The 16,475-nt window shown below is 70.3% G+C and carries 18 protein-coding genes and 1 pseudogene; 8 read left to right on the top strand and 11 right to left on the bottom strand.

The annotated features are described in order from the left end of the window. Positions 1-101: 101 nt before the first annotated feature. Positions 102-584: a CarD family transcriptional regulator gene (locus ACFYX4_RS11920; protein WP_003953493.1), complete on the bottom strand. Its 483-nt coding sequence runs from the start codon at positions 582-584 to the stop codon at positions 102-104. A 640-nt stretch (positions 585-1,224) separates the two neighbouring features. On the opposite strand from ACFYX4_RS11920, the gene ACFYX4_RS11925 reads away from it, so the two are divergent. After that, positions 1,225-1,890, top strand: a complete 666-nt coding sequence (locus tag ACFYX4_RS11925) for a copper chaperone PCu(A)C (RefSeq protein WP_389329903.1) — start codon at positions 1,225-1,227, stop codon at positions 1,888-1,890. Between the two features lie 125 nt (positions 1,891-2,015). Here the strand turns inward: ACFYX4_RS11925 and ACFYX4_RS11930 are convergent, their stop codons facing one another. Both ACFYX4_RS11930 and ACFYX4_RS11935 read right to left on the bottom strand, forming a co-directional pair. Further along, positions 2,016-2,696: a response regulator transcription factor gene (locus ACFYX4_RS11930; protein WP_015659563.1), complete on the bottom strand. Its 681-nt coding sequence runs from the start codon at positions 2,694-2,696 to the stop codon at positions 2,016-2,018. Further along, positions 2,693-4,138, bottom strand: a complete 1,446-nt coding sequence (locus ACFYX4_RS11935; RefSeq protein WP_389329907.1) for a sensor histidine kinase — start codon at positions 4,136-4,138, stop codon at positions 2,693-2,695. Before ACFYX4_RS11935 ends, ACFYX4_RS11930 begins: the two co-directional genes overlap by 4 nt. Positions 4,139-4,406: 268 nt before the next feature. Here ACFYX4_RS11935 and phoU point away from each other — a divergent pair, with 268 nt between their 5' ends. After that, entirely contained in the window at positions 4,407-5,108 is a 702-nt protein-coding gene (gene phoU, locus ACFYX4_RS11940) for a phosphate signaling complex protein PhoU (RefSeq protein ID WP_389329910.1), read from the top strand. Positions 5,109-5,476: 368 nt separating this feature from the next. Here the strand turns inward: phoU and ACFYX4_RS11945 are convergent, their stop codons facing one another. Next, positions 5,477-6,787 (bottom strand): serine hydrolase domain-containing protein, encoded by a 1,311-nt coding sequence (locus tag ACFYX4_RS11945; RefSeq protein ID WP_389329913.1) that lies wholly within the window; start codon positions 6,785-6,787, stop codon positions 5,477-5,479. A gap of 438 nt (positions 6,788-7,225) precedes the next feature. On the opposite strand from ACFYX4_RS11945, the gene ACFYX4_RS11950 reads away from it, so the two are divergent. Both ACFYX4_RS11950 and ACFYX4_RS11955 read left to right on the top strand, forming a co-directional pair. After that, positions 7,226-7,432, top strand: a complete 207-nt coding sequence (locus tag ACFYX4_RS11950; protein WP_389329916.1) for a hypothetical protein — start codon at positions 7,226-7,228, stop codon at positions 7,430-7,432. Positions 7,433-7,446: 14 nt separating this feature from the next. Further along, positions 7,447-8,217 (top strand): DUF2637 domain-containing protein, encoded by a 771-nt coding sequence (locus tag ACFYX4_RS11955; RefSeq protein ID WP_389329919.1) that lies wholly within the window; start codon positions 7,447-7,449, stop codon positions 8,215-8,217. Here ACFYX4_RS11955 and ACFYX4_RS11960 read toward each other — a convergent pair. Both ACFYX4_RS11960 and ACFYX4_RS11965 read right to left on the bottom strand, forming a co-directional pair. Further along, positions 8,168-8,866, bottom strand: a complete 699-nt coding sequence (locus ACFYX4_RS11960) for an HAD-IA family hydrolase (protein WP_389329922.1) — start codon at positions 8,864-8,866, stop codon at positions 8,168-8,170. The two genes, ACFYX4_RS11955 and ACFYX4_RS11960, sit on opposite strands and share 50 nt — an antisense overlap. A gap of 179 nt (positions 8,867-9,045) precedes the next feature. After that, a complete protein-coding gene (locus tag ACFYX4_RS11965) occupies positions 9,046-9,225 on the bottom strand; it encodes a hypothetical protein (RefSeq protein WP_389329925.1) in 180 nt (59 codons plus the stop codon). 122 nt (positions 9,226-9,347) lie between these two features. Between ACFYX4_RS11965 and ACFYX4_RS11970 the strand changes: the two genes are divergently transcribed. Then, the gene (locus ACFYX4_RS11970; RefSeq protein ID WP_389329928.1) at positions 9,348-9,845 is read left to right on the top strand and encodes a DUF5959 family protein; all 498 of its coding nucleotides are present in this window, start codon (positions 9,348-9,350) and stop codon (positions 9,843-9,845) included. 150 nt (positions 9,846-9,995) lie between these two features. Here the strand turns inward: ACFYX4_RS11970 and ACFYX4_RS11975 are convergent, their stop codons facing one another. Next, the gene (locus ACFYX4_RS11975; protein ID WP_389329931.1) at positions 9,996-10,505 is read right to left on the bottom strand and encodes a DUF4265 domain-containing protein; all 510 of its coding nucleotides are present in this window, start codon (positions 10,503-10,505) and stop codon (positions 9,996-9,998) included. Between ACFYX4_RS11975 and ACFYX4_RS11980 the strand changes: the two are divergent. After that, positions 10,407-10,619 (top strand): annotated as a pseudogene (locus ACFYX4_RS11980) (site-specific integrase); the annotation flags it as partial. The gene ACFYX4_RS11975 and the pseudogene ACFYX4_RS11980 sit on opposite strands and share 99 nt — an antisense overlap. A 78-nt stretch (positions 10,620-10,697) precedes the next feature. Here ACFYX4_RS11980 and ACFYX4_RS11985 read toward each other — a convergent pair. Beyond that, positions 10,698-11,459, bottom strand: a complete 762-nt coding sequence (locus ACFYX4_RS11985) for a phosphoglyceromutase (RefSeq protein WP_389329934.1) — start codon at positions 11,457-11,459, stop codon at positions 10,698-10,700. Positions 11,460-11,658: 199 nt separating this feature from the next. On the opposite strand from ACFYX4_RS11985, the gene ACFYX4_RS11990 reads away from it, so the two are divergent. Beyond that, complete coding sequence (locus ACFYX4_RS11990) at positions 11,659-12,969, top strand: MDR family MFS transporter (RefSeq protein ID WP_389329937.1); 1,311 nt, start codon at positions 11,659-11,661, stop codon at positions 12,967-12,969. A 67-nt stretch (positions 12,970-13,036) separates the two neighbouring features. Here the strand turns inward: ACFYX4_RS11990 and ACFYX4_RS11995 are convergent, their stop codons facing one another. Then, complete coding sequence (locus ACFYX4_RS11995) at positions 13,037-13,480, bottom strand: DUF2000 family protein (protein ID WP_389329940.1); 444 nt, start codon at positions 13,478-13,480, stop codon at positions 13,037-13,039. A gap of 67 nt (positions 13,481-13,547) precedes the next feature. Here ACFYX4_RS11995 and ACFYX4_RS12000 point away from each other — a divergent pair, with 67 nt between their 5' ends. Beyond that, a complete protein-coding gene (locus ACFYX4_RS12000; protein ID WP_389329943.1) occupies positions 13,548-14,393 on the top strand; it encodes an AraC family transcriptional regulator in 846 nt (281 codons plus the stop codon). On the opposite strand, the gene ACFYX4_RS12005 is transcribed toward ACFYX4_RS12000, so the two are convergent. Then, positions 14,366-14,869: a YbjN domain-containing protein gene (locus ACFYX4_RS12005; RefSeq protein ID WP_389330261.1), complete on the bottom strand. Its 504-nt coding sequence runs from the start codon at positions 14,867-14,869 to the stop codon at positions 14,366-14,368. The two genes, ACFYX4_RS12000 and ACFYX4_RS12005, sit on opposite strands and share 28 nt — an antisense overlap. Then, positions 14,862-16,208 (bottom strand): D-inositol-3-phosphate glycosyltransferase, encoded by a 1,347-nt coding sequence (gene mshA / locus ACFYX4_RS12010; protein ID WP_389329946.1) that lies wholly within the window; start codon positions 16,206-16,208, stop codon positions 14,862-14,864. The genes ACFYX4_RS12005 and mshA overlap by 8 nt, the downstream gene beginning before the upstream one ends. Positions 16,209-16,475 lie beyond the last annotated feature (267 nt).

Consider the following 16,475-nt stretch of genomic DNA (forward strand, 5'->3'; position numbering starts at 1 on the left):
GCGTCTGAGCACGAACATGCCGCAGCGCCCGGCGACTGGAGCTGTGTCATCGGGCACCGCGGCATTTCAGTGTGCTGAGCCGAGGCGGGTGTGCGTCGGCGTCAGGACGCGAGAACCTCGTCGAGGAGCGCCTCCGCCTTGTCCTCGTTGGTGTTCTCCGCGAGGGCGAGCTCGCTCACCAGGATCTGGCGGGCCTTGGCGAGCATGCGCTTCTCACCGGCGGAGAGTCCGCGCTCGCGCTCACGACGCCACAGGTCACGTACGACTTCCGCGACCTTGATGACGTCGCCGGAGGCGAGCTTCTCCAGATTTGCCTTGTAACGACGCGACCAGTTCGTGGGCTCCTCGGCGTACGGCGCGCGCAGCACCTCGAAGACCCGGTCCAGCCCGTCCTGACCGACCACATCACGCACGCCGACGAACTCCGCATTGTCCGCTGGCACACGCACTGTCAGGTCGCCCTGGGCGACCTTCAGCACCAAGTAGGTCTTGTCCACGCCTTTGATCTGACGAGTTTCGATAGCCTCGATCAGCGCGGCCCCGTGATGGGGATAGACCACGGTGTCGCCAACCTTGAACGTCATGTGACAGGTACCCCTTCCGTGGCTATCCAGGGTAACACGGAAACTGCGGGTTCTGAATGGCGTTTTCGCAGGTCAGGGCATATCTCGGGGCTTGACAACCACGACAGGATCGTGCTGCGAGCGGCCCGCGGAAGCAGGTATTCGCAGGTGGGAGCGGCTCTTCACGGAGGGCGAAACGCGTACGTTACACGCATCCGAGACCGCTCCCAGATGGCCGAACGTCCACATATGTCCGGTTGCCGGTGTGCGACTTCCGCTACTCCGTTCGGTGTCCTGAGGCGCATCCGAGCCGTTTCCGGAATTGATCACGCCGTCGGCCGAACCCCCGATGATCAATTCCTGGGACGACCTCGCATTCCTTCACGGAAAATCCGCGAGCCCCTCTGAGCGGCGCTTATGTGAATGGCGGCCGACGCGCGAGAAGCCAAAGTGACTCATGGGTCACTTGTGACTGGTGTGACAGGAGTGACAGGAGTGACGAGAGCCTCCGTGAGGCCGCCCTCGGGGCCCCGGAACGCTCCAGAGGCGGGTCGGGTGCGATGGCCCGGGAACGGCTCGGTAACCTAAGGCCGCTGACAGACCCTTAGGGCGGCTTTGAATAAGGAGAGCTGCCCGCCCGTTCCAAGGAGTTGCCGCCGCCGTGAGCAGCAGCCTTCGACGCGGCGCCCTCGCCGCCTCCGCCCTCGCGTTCTCGATCGCCACGCTCGCCGCATGCGGCGCCGGCAACGACTCCCAGACGCTGGAGATCAAGCCGGACAACGCCGCCACCAGCGTCGGCGACATCAAGCTTCAGAACGTCGTCGTGATCACCCAGCCGGACCCGGAGTCGACCGGCCCGGCCGCCGTCTCCGCGACCGTCTTCAACGGCGGTGACACCGCGCAGACCCTGGACTCGATCACCGTGGACGGCGCGGGCGAGTCCGTCGAGATCAAGCCCGCCAAGGGCGAGGGGAAGCTGACCGTGCCGGCCGGCGGCTCGGTCGTCATCGGCGGCAAGGACAACGCCTCCGCGACCCTGCCCGGCGGCAGCGAGGCGATCCGGGACGGCGACGCCCAGAAGGTGACGTTCACCTTCAGCGAGACCGGCGAGGTCAGCCTCCAGGCCTTCGTCGTCCCCGCCGAGAGCTACTTCGCCGAGTGGGGCCCGAGCGACATCCCGGCCGCGCCGGGGGGATCCGCGTCCCCGTCCGCGTCGGCCTCCGAGTCGGCGGGCCACTCGGGCGCGGAGGGCGAGGGCACGGCGGAGTCGTCCGCCCCGGCCGACACGGCCTCGGCGAGCGCGTCGGAGTCGGCTGCCGACCACTGAGCCGCGGTACGCGGCGTGCTCGCGCACGCCGCGTCCGTACGCACGCCGCGTCCACACGCACGCCGAAGGGCGGCACCCCACCCGGGATGCCGCCCTTCGCCACGCCTAGGCCCGCCCGGAACGGCCTACGGCTCGAACTTGTACCCCAGGCCTCGCACCGTCACCAGATAACGCGGTGCCCCCGGGTCCGGCTCGATCTTCGCGCGCAGGCGCTTGACGTGGACGTCGAGGGTTTTGGTGTCGCCCACGTAGTCGGCGCCCCAGACGCGGTCGATGAGCTGCATGCGGGTGAGGACGCGGCCCGCGTTGCGCAGCAGCATCTCCAAGAGGTCGAACTCCTTCAGCGGGAGGTCGACCTTCGAGCCGGAGACGGTGACGACGTGCCGGTCGACGTCCATCCGGACCGGCCCGGCCTCCAGGGCCGCCGGGGTGACCTCCTCCGGCTCGCCGCGCCGGCGCAGGACGGCCCGGATCCGGGCGACCAGCTCGCGCGAGGAGAACGGCTTGGTGACGTAGTCGTCGGCTCCTATCTCCAGGCCGACGACCTTGTCGATCTCGCTGTCCTTGGCCGTCACCATGATCACGGGGACGTTGGAGCGGCCGCGCAGCTGCCGGCACACCTCCGTGCCGGGCAGCCCCGGCAGCATCAGGTCGAGGAGGACGAGGTCGGCGCCGTTGCGCTCGAACTCGTCGAGTCCGTCGGGCCCGGTGGTCGCGACGGCGACCTCGAAACCCTCCTTGCGGAGCATGTACGACAGGGCGTCGGAGAAGGACTCCTCGTCCTCGACGACGAGCACTCGGGTCACGGAAGGACCTCCGGGGCGGAAAGCGTCTGGTACGCGGTTGAGTCGGGGGATGAGGGTGGTTCTGGGGGTGAGGCGTGGGGAGCTGAGGCACGACGGGAGCCGGCGGCGCCTTCCCCGTGGTGGACGCCGTCGTCCTCGTCGTAGGCGTCCGGGTCGTACGCGTCCCGGTCGTGGACGTCATCGTCGTAGGCGTCCGGGTCGTAGGCGCCCTCGTCGTGGGCGTTCCGGTCGTGGGCGTTCTGGTCGTAGGCGTTCTGGTCGAGGCCGGGGCGGCCGTCGGCGCGGTGGCGGGTGAGGCCCGCCTCCGGGAGCCGGAGCGTGAACGTGGAGCCCTGTCCCTCTGCGCTCCACACCGTGACCTCCCCGCCGTGCGAGGCCGCCACGTGCTTGACGATGGCCAGCCCGAGCCCCGTGCCGCCGGTGGCGCGGGAGCGGGCCGGGTCGACGCGGTAGAAGCGCTCGAAGATGCGCTCCTTGTCCTTGTCGGAGATGCCGATGCCCTGGTCGGTGACGGCGACCTCGATCAGGTCCCCGCCCGGCGCGGCCACCCGGCGGGCGGCTATGCCGACGCGGGTGCGGGCGGGCGAGTAGTTGACGGCGTTCTCGACGAGGTTGCCGAGAGCGGCGGCCAGCTGGCCGCGGTTGCCGTAGACGCGCAGGCCGGACGTGCCCCCGGCGGCCATGGTGATCTGCTTGGCGCCGGCCTGGTGACGGCAGCGGTCGACGGCCTCGGCGACGAGCTCGTCCACGCGGACGGGCTCGGCGTCCTCCAGCGGATCGTCGTTCTGCACCCGGGACAGGTCGATGAGCTCCTGGACCAGGTTGGTGAGCCGGGTGGCCTCTATCTGCATACGGCCGGCGAAGCGCGTCACCGCCTCCGGGTCGTCGGAGGCGTCCATGACGGCCTCGGAGAGCAGGGAGAGCGCGCCGACCGGCGTCTTCAGCTCGTGGCTGACGTTCGCGACGAAGTCCCGGCGCACCGCCTCGATGCGCCGGGCCTCGGTGAGGTCCTCGACGAGGAGCAGGACGAGCCGGGAGCCGAGCGGCGCGACGCGCGCGGAGACCGCGAGGGCCTCGCCGCGCCCGGTGCCCCGTCTCGGCAGATCCAGTTCGACCTGGCGTATCTCCCCGTCCCGTCTGGTGTCGCGGGCCATCTGGAGCATGGGTTCGACGGCGAGCTTGCCGCCGCGGACCAGCCCGAGGGCGTACGCCGCCGAGCTGGCCTTGACCACGGCGTCGGCCTCGTCGAGGACCACCGCCGAGGAACGGAGGACGGACAGGACGGTGTCCACGCCCGGGGGCAGCACGGGATCGGTGTGCAAGGAAGTCCTGGTGGGTCGTTTCTGGTCGCGTTCGCTCCAACGGAACGCCAGCATGGCGATGACGCCGGTGAGCAACCCGGCGATCGCTGCCGCTGCGGCGACCGCCGCGTTCACGTCCATGCGTCCAGGTTAGGCATGGCATCCGGCCTGGCCACAGCCATCGGCGTAGGACCTCGAACACTCGTCGCCCAGAGTTCACCTTGGAGCCAGTGGTGGTTCATTTGAGGTGACGGAAACCGACGCGTACGGGGCGGATCGTGGCACCGTGGGGTTCGCGGCCCGGTTCACGGCGCCGGTTCCACACGGCCGGCCCCGGCCGCCCCGGAACCCCGAACCCCCGGACCGGACCCCCGGACCCCTGAAGAACGACGTACGAGAGGGAACCCTGATGCGGGACGCGTACCACGAGGAACTGGACTCGATCGGCGACAGTCTGGTGGAGATGGCCCGGCTGGTCGGGTCGGCAGTCGGACGCGCCACGACCGCCATCCTCGACGCCGATCTCAAGCTGGCCGAGAGCGTGATCGAGGCCGACCAGAAGGTCGACGAGTTGCAGCACGACCTGGAGGCGCGGGCGATCGCCCTGCTGGCGCGGCAGCAGCCGGTGGCGACCGACCTGCGCATAGTCGTGACGTCGCTGCGCATGTCGGCGGACCTGGAGCGCTCCGGCGACCTCGCCCAGCACGTGGCGAAGCTGGCGCGGCTGCGTTTCCCCGAGCGGGCGGTGCCGCGGGATCTGCACGCCACGATCCTGGAGATGGGCCAGCTCGCGCAGCGCCTGATGGCCAAGGCGGCCGAGGTGATCATCACGAAGGACGTCGACCTCGCGCTCCAGCTGGAGACGGACGACGACGAGATGGACCTCCTGCACCGCACGCTCTTCCAGCACCTCATCGACGACCGCTGGAAGCACGGCATCGAGACGGCGGTGGACGTCACCCTCCTGGGCCGCTACTACGAGCGCTTCGCCGACCACGCGGTGGCGGTCGCCAAGCGGGTGGTGTTCCTGGTGACGGGCGAGCACGCGGACGAGCTCCAGCAGGACCTGCCGACGGAGATCCAGCCGGTGACGGGGACGGAGGGGGCGTAGTCCCTGCGTAGTCCGTCCCCCGGCGGAGCGGACCGGGGTGCTCGTCGGGGCTCGTCGGGCTCCTGGGAGTCGTCGTGCGCCATTGACGCGCCCGTCCGGGCGGGCGTGCAATGGGCGAAAGGCGCTCCAGCCTTCAGGCCTCCAGGAGGAACCCATGGCCGAAGCCCGCAGCACCTCCACCCCGGCCGACCCCACCCAGGAACGCCCGACCGAGCAGCCCGCCCGGACGAGGGACCTGCCCCTGATCGCCGCGTGCGGCTGCGGTTCGGGGTGCGGGTGCGGGTGCCAGTCGGGGAGCCCGTGCCAGTGCGGTTGACCGATTCCCGGCGCTGAGGGGTCCAGGGCGTTCGCTTTCCCGCCCGGGCCCCTCATCGCGTTGTGCGCGCCCGCTGGTCGGAGGTGGGACCGGGGCTGCCGGGGCTGTTGGGAGTGCCGGGACTGCCGGGGCTGCCTGAAGTATCGGGACTCGGGGTCGCCGTGCCGGCCTGGGCGGCTGCGGGGAGGGAGAAGACGTTGTCCGGCGTGACGATCTGCGTGACGGCACGGCCGATCAGCGTGCTGAGCCCCTCGCCCTGGTAGTCCACGTCGGAGTTGACCAGGACGACGAGCGTGGCCTCGGCGGACGGCAGCCGGACGGCGAGCGTCTCGTAGCCCGGGAGTTCGCCGTTGTGGCCGATCCAGCCGTTCACGCGCATGATGCCGAGCCCGTAGCTGACGCCCGGGTAGCCGGTCGGCCCGAAGGCGAGGCGTGCGCGCTGTGTCTCCGGGGCGAGCAGCGGACGACCGGAGGCGAGCGCGGGCACCCAGGTGTGGAGGTCGCCGAGGTCGGAGATCATCGCGCCGGCGGCCCAGGCCCAGGAGGGATTCCAGCCGGTGGCGTCGACGGTCGCGGCCCCTTCCTCCACCCCCTCCGCGGTGTACCCCTGGGCATGCGGGTCGGGAATGGCGCTGCCCGTGGGGAACGAGGTGCGCGCGAGCCCGACCGGCTCGTACACCTTCTCCTCCAGATAGGTGTGCAGCGGCTGCCCGGAGACCCTCTCGATCACGAGGCCGATCAGCACGGTGTTGGTGTTGCTGTACTGCCACTCGGCTCCCGGCGAGAAGGGGGAGGGGTGCCGGAAGGCGATGTCGAGCAGTTGCCGAGGGGTGTAGGTCCGCTGCGGATCCGAGGACAGGTCCTTGAGGAACGTCTCGTCCTCGGTGTAGTCGAACAGCCCGCTGCGCATCGCCGCGAGCTGCCGCAGGGTGACGCGGTCACCGGCGGGAACGCCGTCGACGTACCGGCCGATCGGGTCGTCGAGCCCGACCCGCCCCTGGTCCACCAGTTGCAACAGCGCGGTGACGGTGAACGTCTTGGTCACGCTGCCGATGCGCAGGTGCAGCCCGGCCTCCATCGGGGCCCGGGACTCCCGGTCGGCCACGCCGAACGACTTCACGTACGCGTCACCGCCGGGCATCCACAGCCCGACGTTGACCCCGGGGATGCCGGCCCGCGTCATGGTGTCGCGGATCGCCGCGTCGAGGCGGGCGACGGTGGCCGGATCGAGGGCCTGCGGCACGGAGCGCTCGATGCGGAGCGCGGCGGCGGGGCCGGTGGGGCCGGTGGGGCCGGCCGGGCCGGTGGCGGCCGCGAAGGTGTGCGCCGGGCCGGTCGCTCCGACGGTGACGACGAGAAGCACCGCGCCGAGGACTGTGCGAACCGTCCGCGAGGCGCTGAACCTTGCCCGGACCATCGGCGCTCACCTCTGCCTCTGCCTCTGCTTCCGCTTCCGCTTCCGCTTCCGCTTCCGCTTCCGCTTCTGCTTCTGCTTCTGCTTCTGCTTCACAGCACGACGGGAAAAGTCATGATGTGCTACCAGAACAACTCATTCTAAAATCAACCGACACTCCGGGCACTACGGGCACTCCAGACACTCCGCGCATTCCGAGTCCGAAATGCAGATGACACAAATGAAAAAACGCTCTCATCAACGTTTCCCGTGCGCTGGGGTCACTCATTTGCCACGCAACTGGGGGAGCGGACGCGGCGTTAGCGGAACATGACGCAACCGATTCCCCTCAGCCTGCCTCGCCGCGGCGTGCGGACACTGAAATCGTCCGGGGCCGGCGATGCGACGGTGGGGAAATACGCTTACACCGCCGGTGCGGTGTACTCGGCGCTCGACGTCAACGGCGCCCTGCACGGGGAGGGCGCACGGCTCGAACCCCGGGTCACCGAGTCGCTGCTCCACGAGTTCCTCACGCTGCTGGACGCGGCCCAGGCGGAACTCAATCAGCGATGGAGCGGCCAGAGAATCGCCGACCGCCGCGCGGACCGCATGTGACCGGGCGAATCATCATGAATCACGACTACGCGGATCCCGAATTCTCGCAGCGCAATTGGTATCCCGACGCGTATCCTTTCGGTTCGAATACCGACTGGTACGGCAGTCCCGTCGACGACCTGCATTCAGGGGTCCCCCTGGAGCCCCCCGATCTGGGATGGGACCCGGTCGAAGAGCTCGCCATTCTCCTCCAGGACGCCATGCCCGCGGAGCGGTCGACGATCGTGCCGCCGCCGCGCAGCGAGCAGTCCGCCGGTGTCGACCTCACCGATCCGTCGGAGGATCCGGCGCAGACCACGGTGCCGCTGCCGCCCGTCCGACGCTCTTCCGCCGGGCATCGGAAGGTCCGGGTCCGTAAACCTCGCCGCAACTGGCTGCGGACCGGCAGCTTCGCGATCGTCGCATTGATCGCCGCCATCGTGGCGGTGGTCAGCGCCATCGGCGGAATGGCGTCCTACGCGCCGCTCCAGGGCGTCACGTCCGGCACGAAGGGCGGGGGAATGCCCTGGTGGCCCCTGCTCGTGTACGGCCCGTGGATCGTTGCGTCTCTCTCGATTCTCCGGACGGCCCTGCACCGACGCCGGGCTTTCCACTCCTGGTTCGTCGTCCTGCTGTTCTCCGCCGTCGCCATGGTGCTGTGCGTGACGCAGGCCGAGAGGAACTTCACGGGTATCGCCGCGGCAGCCCTGCCGGCCATCGCTTCCCTGGCGTGCTTCCAGCAACTCGTCCGACAGATCACCCTGAGCTTGCCGCCACGCCAGAGCAAGTCCCGTCACCGGAATTAGCCGAGCCTGCCGGGCGAACGATCAGGGCGAGGGCCTCACGCAGATCCGCGACCGTGCGATACAGCACGGTGCTCATCCCGAGCTCCCTCGCCGCGTCGACGTTCTCCTGCCGGTCGTCGACGAAGAGGCACCTGTCGAGACGGGCGCCGGCCCGCGCCGCCGCCGTCTCGTAGATGCGACGGTCCGGCTTGGCGACACCGACGAGCGAACTGTTGACGACGCTGTCCGCGAAGTCGATCAGTCCGAGCACCGCGAGGTCCTCGTCGAGCCACACCGTCGCGTTCGTGACCAGGATGACCGGGCAATGCTCCCGAACCTGACGAAGCAGCGTCACGACAGCCTCGTCCGCCCAGAACCCGGACTCGGTGAAGGCCTTGGCCAGCCCCTGAGCCTGCCCCTCCGCCAACGACGCCCGGGATCCGAGCCCCCGGACGATGGACTGCGCCCACTGCTCTCTGCTGATCTCCCCGAGCAACAGCGGCAGATCATTCTCCGGCGCGAACCCGACGTCAGCCGTGATCCCCTCCGACAGCCCCGCGGCCCGCTCCAGGCGCGCCACCTCGCCGAAGTCGTAGAAACGGATCACCCCGTCGAGATCACACAGAACGGCGTCGAAGGGCAGGTCACGCACATCCGTCTGGGCTTCCACGGTGCATGAATACCACTGACGTCGATCACGGTCGATCACAGCGGAGAGTCGGGCCCGTTCGCCTGCGTTGCTTCCCGCGCGATCACTCGTGCTCGGAGGCAGCCGCGACCGAGAGTTCCCCACGGCGACACAACAGGCCGTGAGCCGCGCGAAGCCGTGCGCCGCGCCGAGCCGCCCGGTCAATGATCGATGCTTCCGCCCATCAGTAAGAGGAACGGAACGAACCAGACGAAGAGAAAGGCGAGGAAGCTCACGAGGAGGCATGCCAGGAGGCCGAACATCAGGATGACCAGGAACGTCCACTTGACGCGATCACAGACCTCACGCCAACCGGCCCTCACCTGAGTTACGTCGGTCATGGCCTCTCCCCGATCGGCGGTCCTCATCGTCTCACTCGGAGCGATCAGGCTGCACCCCCGAACCGTGAGGTCCCTCGACCGTCGGGCAGGATGCGAGGGCATGGTCACTGGGGAGGCAATCCATGGGCTCGACGGACGACGTCATCGATCTGATCCACCTGACCGACAGGCCCGGCGCCGGCGGCCACAGCGTCTCCGTGCGCGTCCTCGGGCGTTGCCAACCCGGCATCCTGACCGGCCACGACCTCCTTGACTGCGAGATCGTCATCGCGGCGGAATCCGTCCACGCGACCTTCTCGGTGACCCTCCTCCCTGAGGACCTGGAGGACTGGGAGGACGCCCTGGCGAGACTGGAGTCCCGACGGTCCGCCATGTGGCTCGAATCCGGACGGACTCCGTCCATGAGGATCGAGCCCGACGAGAGCGGCGCGCTCCGGGTTACCGTGCACGACGGGCCGGAGTCGGAAGCCACTGTCACGGTCCTGTTGTCCGTACCACCACCGACATGGATCACCCACCAACACGACCTGCTCGCCCGGGCCCGCGAGGTCTATCCGCGCGAGGTCGCCGAGACATCACCCGGTGCCTACGAGTGGCGGCGCGCCGGCAGCAGCGGCTGACACACAGGTCGCCTCAAGAGGCCCCCGCCCCGCGAGGAAACCGCGAGTCGGCCCGTTGGCAGTCGTCGGTCGTCATCGGTGGTCATCGGCCACTGTCGAACGACCGCGGACGGCCCGGGGACGGCCCAGCCGCAGATCACCCGCACGGCCTCAGCCGACGGACGCAGCCCGCCACTGCGCGGTGATGCACCCCTCTTCCATGTCCCACCACTCCTTGGCCACGCCATGGTGGAGCAGCTTCTGCACCTTCGTGAGATCGGCGGTGGGCGGGACGTCCAGGACGACAATGCGGAATCGCTCAATACCCTCGCCGCAGACTCCGAGTTGGTGAAACGCGTTGATCACACTCTGCCGCGCAGCTCCGGAGCCGCCGTCGCGGAACACGATGAGGCGGATGGTGCAGTTCTCGGAACGCCGAACCACCTCGCCGGCCCATCGCACACCCTCCTCGTCGGGCTCGGCGGCCACGACGTCCCCGCAGGCGATACCTCGGACGAATAAGGGAATGTTGTCGAGCCGCACGGTGCCGTCGCCTTGGTCGACAGCCCACAGGCTCTCCACCGACGCCGGGGGCCAGTCGCCCTTGAACGGCACTTCTACGCGTCGGTGTTGCTGGACGCGGGCGAGAGCATCAAGGCCGTCAGCGAGTACCTCGGGCACTCCGACCCGGGACTCACGCTGAAGGTGTACGCGCACCTCATGCCGAGCAGCCGGGACCGGGCCCGGAAGGCTCTCGGTCAGGCACTCCGCCCACCCCAGGGCCCGCCGCGCTGAGGTCCCACAGAGGGCCCAGGCCGTGAAAATGCCCCCGCCCCGCGCCGTATGTGCAGGTCGGGGGCATGATCACGAAACCTACTTCTTCTTGCCCTGGTTCTTGACCGCCTCGATGGCCGCTGCTGCCGCCTCCGGGTCCAGGTACTTGCCGCCCGGGGTGACCGGGGTGAAGTCGGCGTCGAGTTCGTAGTACAGGGGGATGCCCGTCGGGATGTTCAGGCTCGCGATGTCGGCGTCGGAGATGCCGTCCAGGTGCTTGACCAGGGCGCGCAGCGAGTTGCCGTGGGCCGCGACCAGGACCGTGCGGCCGGTCAGGAGGTCGGGGACGATGCCGTCGTACCAGTAGGGGAGCATCCGGACGACGACGTCCTTCAGGCACTCCGTGCGCGGGCGCAGCTCCGGCGGGATGGTCGCGTAGCGGGCGTCGTCCGACTGGGAGAACTCCGTGCCGTCCTCGAGCGGGGGCGGCGGGGTGTCGTAGGAGCGGCGCCACAGCATGAACTGCTCCTCGCCGAACTCGGCGAGCGTCTGGGCCTTGTCCTTGCCCTGGAGCGCGCCGTAGTGGCGTTCGTTCAGGCGCCAGGAGCGGTGGACGGGGATCCAGTGCCGGTCGGCGGACTCCAGGGCGAGCTGCGCGGTGCGGATCGCGCGCTTCTGGAGTGAGGTGTGGACCACGTCGGGGAGCAGGTCGGCGTCCTTCAGCAGCTCACCGCCGCGGACCGCCTCCTTCTCGCCCTTCTCGTTGAGGTTCACGTCCACCCAGCCGGTGAACAGGTTCTTCGCGTTCCACTCGCTCTCGCCGTGACGGAGCAGGATCAGCTTGTACGGTGCGTCGGCCATGCGTATGAGCGTAATCCAAGGCTTTGGGCGGAGGTGCGCCCCGCCCGCAGAGCGGACGGCCGAGGGGACGGCCGAGGGGACGGTCGATGGGACGGTCGAGGGGACGGTTGACGGGATCTGTTAATCGAGTGGTCAACGAGCCCCCGGCCCTCGTAAGTTGTCGGCACCGTCCGCGCCACTTACCTTCCGGGGGATTCCCATGTCCGTCGCCGCCCTGAGACGTGCCGCCCGCGAGACCGTCTCCGGGTTGCCCCGCGAGTTCTGGTGGCTGTGGACCAGCACCCTCGTCAACCGGCTCGGGGCCTTCGTCGCCACCTTCATGGCCCTGTACCTGACCCTCGACCGCGGCTACTCCGCCTTCTACGCCGGCGCCGTCGCCTCCCTCCACGGGCTGGGCGGCGTCGTCTCCTCCCTCGCCGGCGGTGTGATGGCCGACCGGCTCGGGCGGCGGCCCACGCTGCTCGTCGCCCAGGTGGCCACCGGTCTGTCGGTTGCGCTGCTCGGCTTCATGGAGCATCCCGTCGCCATCGCGGCCGTCGCCTTCCTCGTCGGCATGGCCTCCAACGCCTCCCGGCCCGCCGTGCAGGCGATGATGGCCGACATCGTGCGGCCCGAGGACCGGGTCAGGGCGTTCTCGCTCAACTACTGGGCCATCAACCTCGGTTTCGCCGTCTCCTCCATGGGCGCCGGGTTCGTCGCCGAGTTCAGCTACCTCGCCGGCTTCCTCATCGAAGGCGGGATGACCCTGCTCTGCGCGGTCGTCGTGTTCCTCAAGCTCCCCGAGTCGCGGCCCGTGCGGGAGGCCGAGACCGTCGAGGAGAAGGCCGTCGGGCTCGGCACCGTACTGCGCGACGGGCGGTTCATGGCCCTCGTCGGGCTGTCCTTCCTCGTCGCCTTCGTCTTCCAGCAGGGCGCGGTCGGGCTGCCGGTGGCGATGGGCGCGGCCGGGTTCACCCCGGCCGACTACGGCATGGCCATCGCCGTCAACGGCATCCTCATCGTCGCGCTCCAGATCCCCGTCACCCGGTTCATCCAGCACCGCGACCCCGGGCGGCTGCTCGTCGTGTCGTCCGTGCTCGCCGGGTACGGCTTCGGGCTCACCGCCTTCGCCGGGTCGGTCGGCGTCTTCGCGCTCACCGTCTGCGTGTGGACCCTCGCCGAGATCGTCAACGCGCCGACCCAGACCGGTCTCGTCGTCCGCCTCTCCCCCACCCACGGGCGCGGGCGCTACCAGGGCATGTACACGATGTCCTGGGCGGTGGCCTCCCTGATCGCCCCGGTGCTCTCCGGTCTCGTCATCGACCGGTTCGGGGCGGAGTGGCTGTGGGGGCTGTGCGCCGTCGTCGGGACGGTGGCGGGGGTCGGGTTCGCCGTGCTGATGCGGCGCATCACGGGGGAGGCGGGAACGGCGGAGGAGCAGGGAGCGGGGGCTCAGGACGCCGGAGCGGAACGTGAAGGGGCCGACGATGATGTCGTCGGGTCCGTCAAGGCCGAGGTCCGTCCCGCCTGAGACCGTGCGGGCGGGGGCCCTTGCGGTCCCCTTCCCGTCGTCCCCGTCGTCCCCGTCGTCCCCGTCGTCAGGGGTGCATCCTCGCCCCCTTCAGCACCTTGTCCACCGCGTTCCGCGGGCCGTACACCGCCAGGCCCACCAGGTCCAGGTCGTCCGTCCGGACGGCCCGGACCGCGGCGCGGTTGTCGCGGTCGTTGCCGGTGGCGAAGAGGTCCGACGTGAACACCGCACGCGGGAGGGCGCGGGACAGCACGCGCGTGTGGGCCGTCCTCAGCGTCTCCTTCGTGCCCTCGAAGACCAGCACCGGCTGGCGGAACATCGGCAGGTAGCGGACGCCGTCCGCGTCCTCGTACGGCTCCCCGGTCACCTCGGGGACCTCCGCGCCCAGGCCGCTGACGAGGAACGCGGTGACGTTCAGGCGCTGCCAGGTCTCCAGGTCCTCGCGCAGCAGGACGGCGATCTTCGTGTCGAAGCGGACGGGATCGGGGCTCGCGCTCGTGCTCATGCTCATGCTCATGCTCATGCTCATGCAATGAGACTGCCGACCCGCCCACAGCACGGTCTTGTACGTTCTTTGCATGGTCGCCGACGTCTCCGCCTGGCGCCCGCGTGTCCCGGGCGTCGTCGAGGTCTTCCACGCCCACTTCACCGATCACGCGTATCCGATGCACGTGCACGACGCGTGGACGCTGCTCATCGTGGACGCCGGGGCCGTGCGGTACGACCTGGAGCGGCACGAGCACGGCACCCCGCACGACACGGTGACGCTGCTGCCGCCGCACGTGCCGCACAACGGCTCCGCCGCGACCCCGGACGGCTTCCGCAAGCGGGTGCTGTACCTCGACGCGAGCGTGCTCGGCGAGGACCTGATCGGGCCCGCCGTCGACGAGCCCGATCTGCGCGACCCCGTGCTGCGACGGCGGGTCGGGCAGCTGCACGCCGCGCTCACCGGCCCCGGCGACGAACTGGAGGCCGCCAGTCGGCTGACGCTGATCGGCGAGCGGCTGCGGTCCCATCTGCTCCCCCGGCGTCCCGACGAACCCGCCCGCCGCGACCCGGACCTCGCCCGCCGGCTGCGCGAACTCCTCGACGAACGCGTCCTCGAAGGCGTCACCCTGGACGAGGCGTCCGGGCTGCTGGGGGCTCATCCGGCGCATCTCGTACGGGCGTTCAGCGCGGCGTACGGCATCGCGCCGCACCAGTACCTGATGTCCCGCCGCCTCGAACGGGCCCGCGGTCTGCTGCTGGGCGGCCTGCCGCCCGGGGACGTGGCCGCGGCCACCGGTTTCTTCGACCAGTCCCATCTCACCCGCCACTTCAGGAGGTGGGTCGGCGTCACCCCGGGACGGTACGCGCGGAGGTCCTCCGTCCGGGGGTCAGGTGAGGTCAGGCCAGGTCAGTCCGACTCGCGTCGTGTCAGGTGAGCGAACGCGTCCAGGTTGCGGGTCGACTCGCCCCGTGACACCCGCCATGCGTACTCGCGGCGGATCGCGGTGGCGAAGCCCAGTTCCAGGAGGGTGTTGAAGGCGCCGTCGGCGGCCTCCAGGACCTGGCCGAGGAGGCGGTCCGTCTCGTCGGGGGTGACGGCGGCGAGGGGGAGGCGGGCGGTGACGTAGACGTCGCCGAGCTGGTCGACGGCGTAACTCACGCCGTACAGCTTGAGGTTGCGCTCCAGGAGCCAGCGGTGGACGCCCGGCTCGTTCTCGTCGGGGTGGCGGATGACGAAGGCGTTCAGGGACAGGGAGTGGCGGCCCACGATGAGCGAGACGGTCGTCTTCAGCTTGCGGACGCCGGGGAGCTGGACGACGAAGCTGCCCGGATCAGGACTCTCCCATTCCAGTTCGGCGTCCTTCAGGACGTCCTCGATGACCTGTGCGGCGGTCTTCCCGGCATCACCCATGCTGGCCATGCTCGGAGCGTACGCGACGGCGGTGGGCCTGCGTCGCGGCGGCGTAGACGTCGGCGGTGGCGGCGGCCGCGGTGTCCCAGCCGAAGGACTGGGCGTGCCGGGCGGCGGCCGCGCCCATGCGGGCGGGCAGCTCCGGGCGGTCGGCGAAGTCGGCGAGCACGCGCGCGTAGGCGGCCGGGTCGTGGCCCTGGACGAGGAAGCCCGTCTCGGTGTCGCGCACGGCGACCGGGAGTCCGCCGACGGCCGCGGCGAGCACCGGCGTGCCCGCGGCCTGCGCCTCTATGGCGACGAGGCCGAACGACTCGCTGTAGGAGGGCACGACGAGGACGGAGGCGGCCCGGAACCAGTCCGCGAGCTGCTCCTGCCCGACGGGCGGGCGGAACCGTACGACGTCCGAGACGCCGAGGCGCGCGGCCAGCTTCTGGAGCCCCTCCGGCTTGGCGAGCCCGCTGCCGCTGGGGCCGCCGACGACGGGCACGACGAGCCGGGAGCGCAGGTCGGGCCGCTCGTCGAGGAGGACGGCCACGGCGCGCAGCAGGACGTCGGGCGCCTTGAGCGGCTGGATGCGGCCGGCGAAGAGCGGGATCAGGGCGTCCTGCGGCAGGTCGAGGCGGGCGCGGGCGGCGGCGCGGCCGTCGGCGGGGCTGAAGCGGTCGAGGTTGACGCCGGGGTGCACGACGGCGACCTTGCCGGGGTCGGCGGAGTAGTGGCGGACGAGTTCGTTGGCCTCCTCCGCCGTGTTGGCGATGAGGCGGTCGGCGGCGACGACGATCTGGGTCTCGCCGATGACGCGGGCGGCGGGCTCGGGCGTGTCGCCGTCGGCGAGGTTGGCGTTCTTGACCTTGGCCATGGTGTGCATGGCGTGCACGAGGGGGGCGCCCCAGCGCTGGGCGGCGAGCCAGCCGACGTGGCCGGAGAGCCAGTAGTGCGAGTGGACGAGGTCGTAGTAGCCGGGGCGGTGCCCGGCCCAGGCCTGCATCACACCGTGCGTGAAGGCGCACAGCTGGGCGGGGAGGTCCTCCTTGGCGAGGCCTTCGTAGGGGCCGGCGTCGATGTGGCGGACGAGGACGCCGGGGGCCAGCTCGACGGTCGGGGGCAGGCCGCCGGTGGTGGCGCGGGTGAAGATCTCCACCTCGATGTTGAGCGCGGCGAGGCGCTGCGCGAGCTCCACTATGTAGACGTTCATGCCGCCGGCGTCCCCGGTGCCGGGCTGGTGCAGCGGTGACGTGTGCACGGAGAGCATGGCGACACGGCGGGGGCGGCGGTGCAGCCTGCGGCGCGGGGGTGCCGTTGCAGAGCGACGCCCGAGCCTGGTGCCGTACTGGCTCACGTGGCGGTCCTCCTTGCTGCGGGCATGCCGGACGGAGGGGGCGGGGCTCCCTCCAAGGGGAGGGAACGCCGGAGGGGCGTATTCCCATTCCTGGTCGGGGGATCCCGGGGCGGTTTTTGCCTAGGCATTACCGGAGATCGCTCAACCGTTCGAGGGTGGAACGGCGTCCGGGGCCGGGGGATGGGGTGGCGCGGGCAGGCGGGCCGGTGGGCGGCCCGGTGGGCAGCCCGGCCCCGGATCGGGTTCCCCCGGCGGGCACCGCATACT

The organism is Streptomyces sp. NPDC002328, assembly GCF_042890065.1.
Classification (GTDB): Bacteria; Actinomycetota; Actinomycetes; order Streptomycetales; family Streptomycetaceae; genus Streptomyces.

Bases quoted from the DNA above. Each gene is read 5' to 3' on its own strand.
- ACFYX4_RS11955 (WP_389329919.1), top strand. From the start codon at position 7,447: ATGAATCACGACTACGCGGATCCCGAATTCTCGCAGCGCAATTGGTAT.
- ACFYX4_RS12000 (WP_389329943.1), top strand. From the start codon at position 13,548: ATGGTCGCCGACGTCTCCGCCTGGCGCCCGCGTGTCCCGGGCGTCGTC.
- phoU (WP_389329910.1), top strand. From the start codon at position 4,407: ATGCGGGACGCGTACCACGAGGAACTGGACTCGATCGGCGACAGTCTG.
- ACFYX4_RS11970 (WP_389329928.1), top strand. From the start codon at position 9,348: ATGGGCTCGACGGACGACGTCATCGATCTGATCCACCTGACCGACAGG.
- ACFYX4_RS11985 (WP_389329934.1), bottom strand. From the start codon at position 11,459: ATGGCCGACGCACCGTACAAGCTGATCCTGCTCCGTCACGGCGAGAGC.
- ACFYX4_RS11965 (WP_389329925.1), bottom strand. From the start codon at position 9,225: ATGACCGACGTAACTCAGGTGAGGGCCGGTTGGCGTGAGGTCTGTGAT.
- ACFYX4_RS11990 (WP_389329937.1), top strand. From the start codon at position 11,659: ATGTCCGTCGCCGCCCTGAGACGTGCCGCCCGCGAGACCGTCTCCGGG.
- ACFYX4_RS12005 (WP_389330261.1), bottom strand. From the start codon at position 14,869: ATGGGTGATGCCGGGAAGACCGCCGCACAGGTCATCGAGGACGTCCTG.
- ACFYX4_RS11935 (WP_389329907.1), bottom strand. From the start codon at position 4,138: ATGGACGTGAACGCGGCGGTCGCCGCAGCGGCAGCGATCGCCGGGTTG.
- ACFYX4_RS11920 (WP_003953493.1), bottom strand. From the start codon at position 584: ATGACGTTCAAGGTTGGCGACACCGTGGTCTATCCCCATCACGGGGCC.
- ACFYX4_RS11995 (WP_389329940.1), bottom strand. From the start codon at position 13,480: ATGAGCATGAGCACGAGCGCGAGCCCCGATCCCGTCCGCTTCGACACG.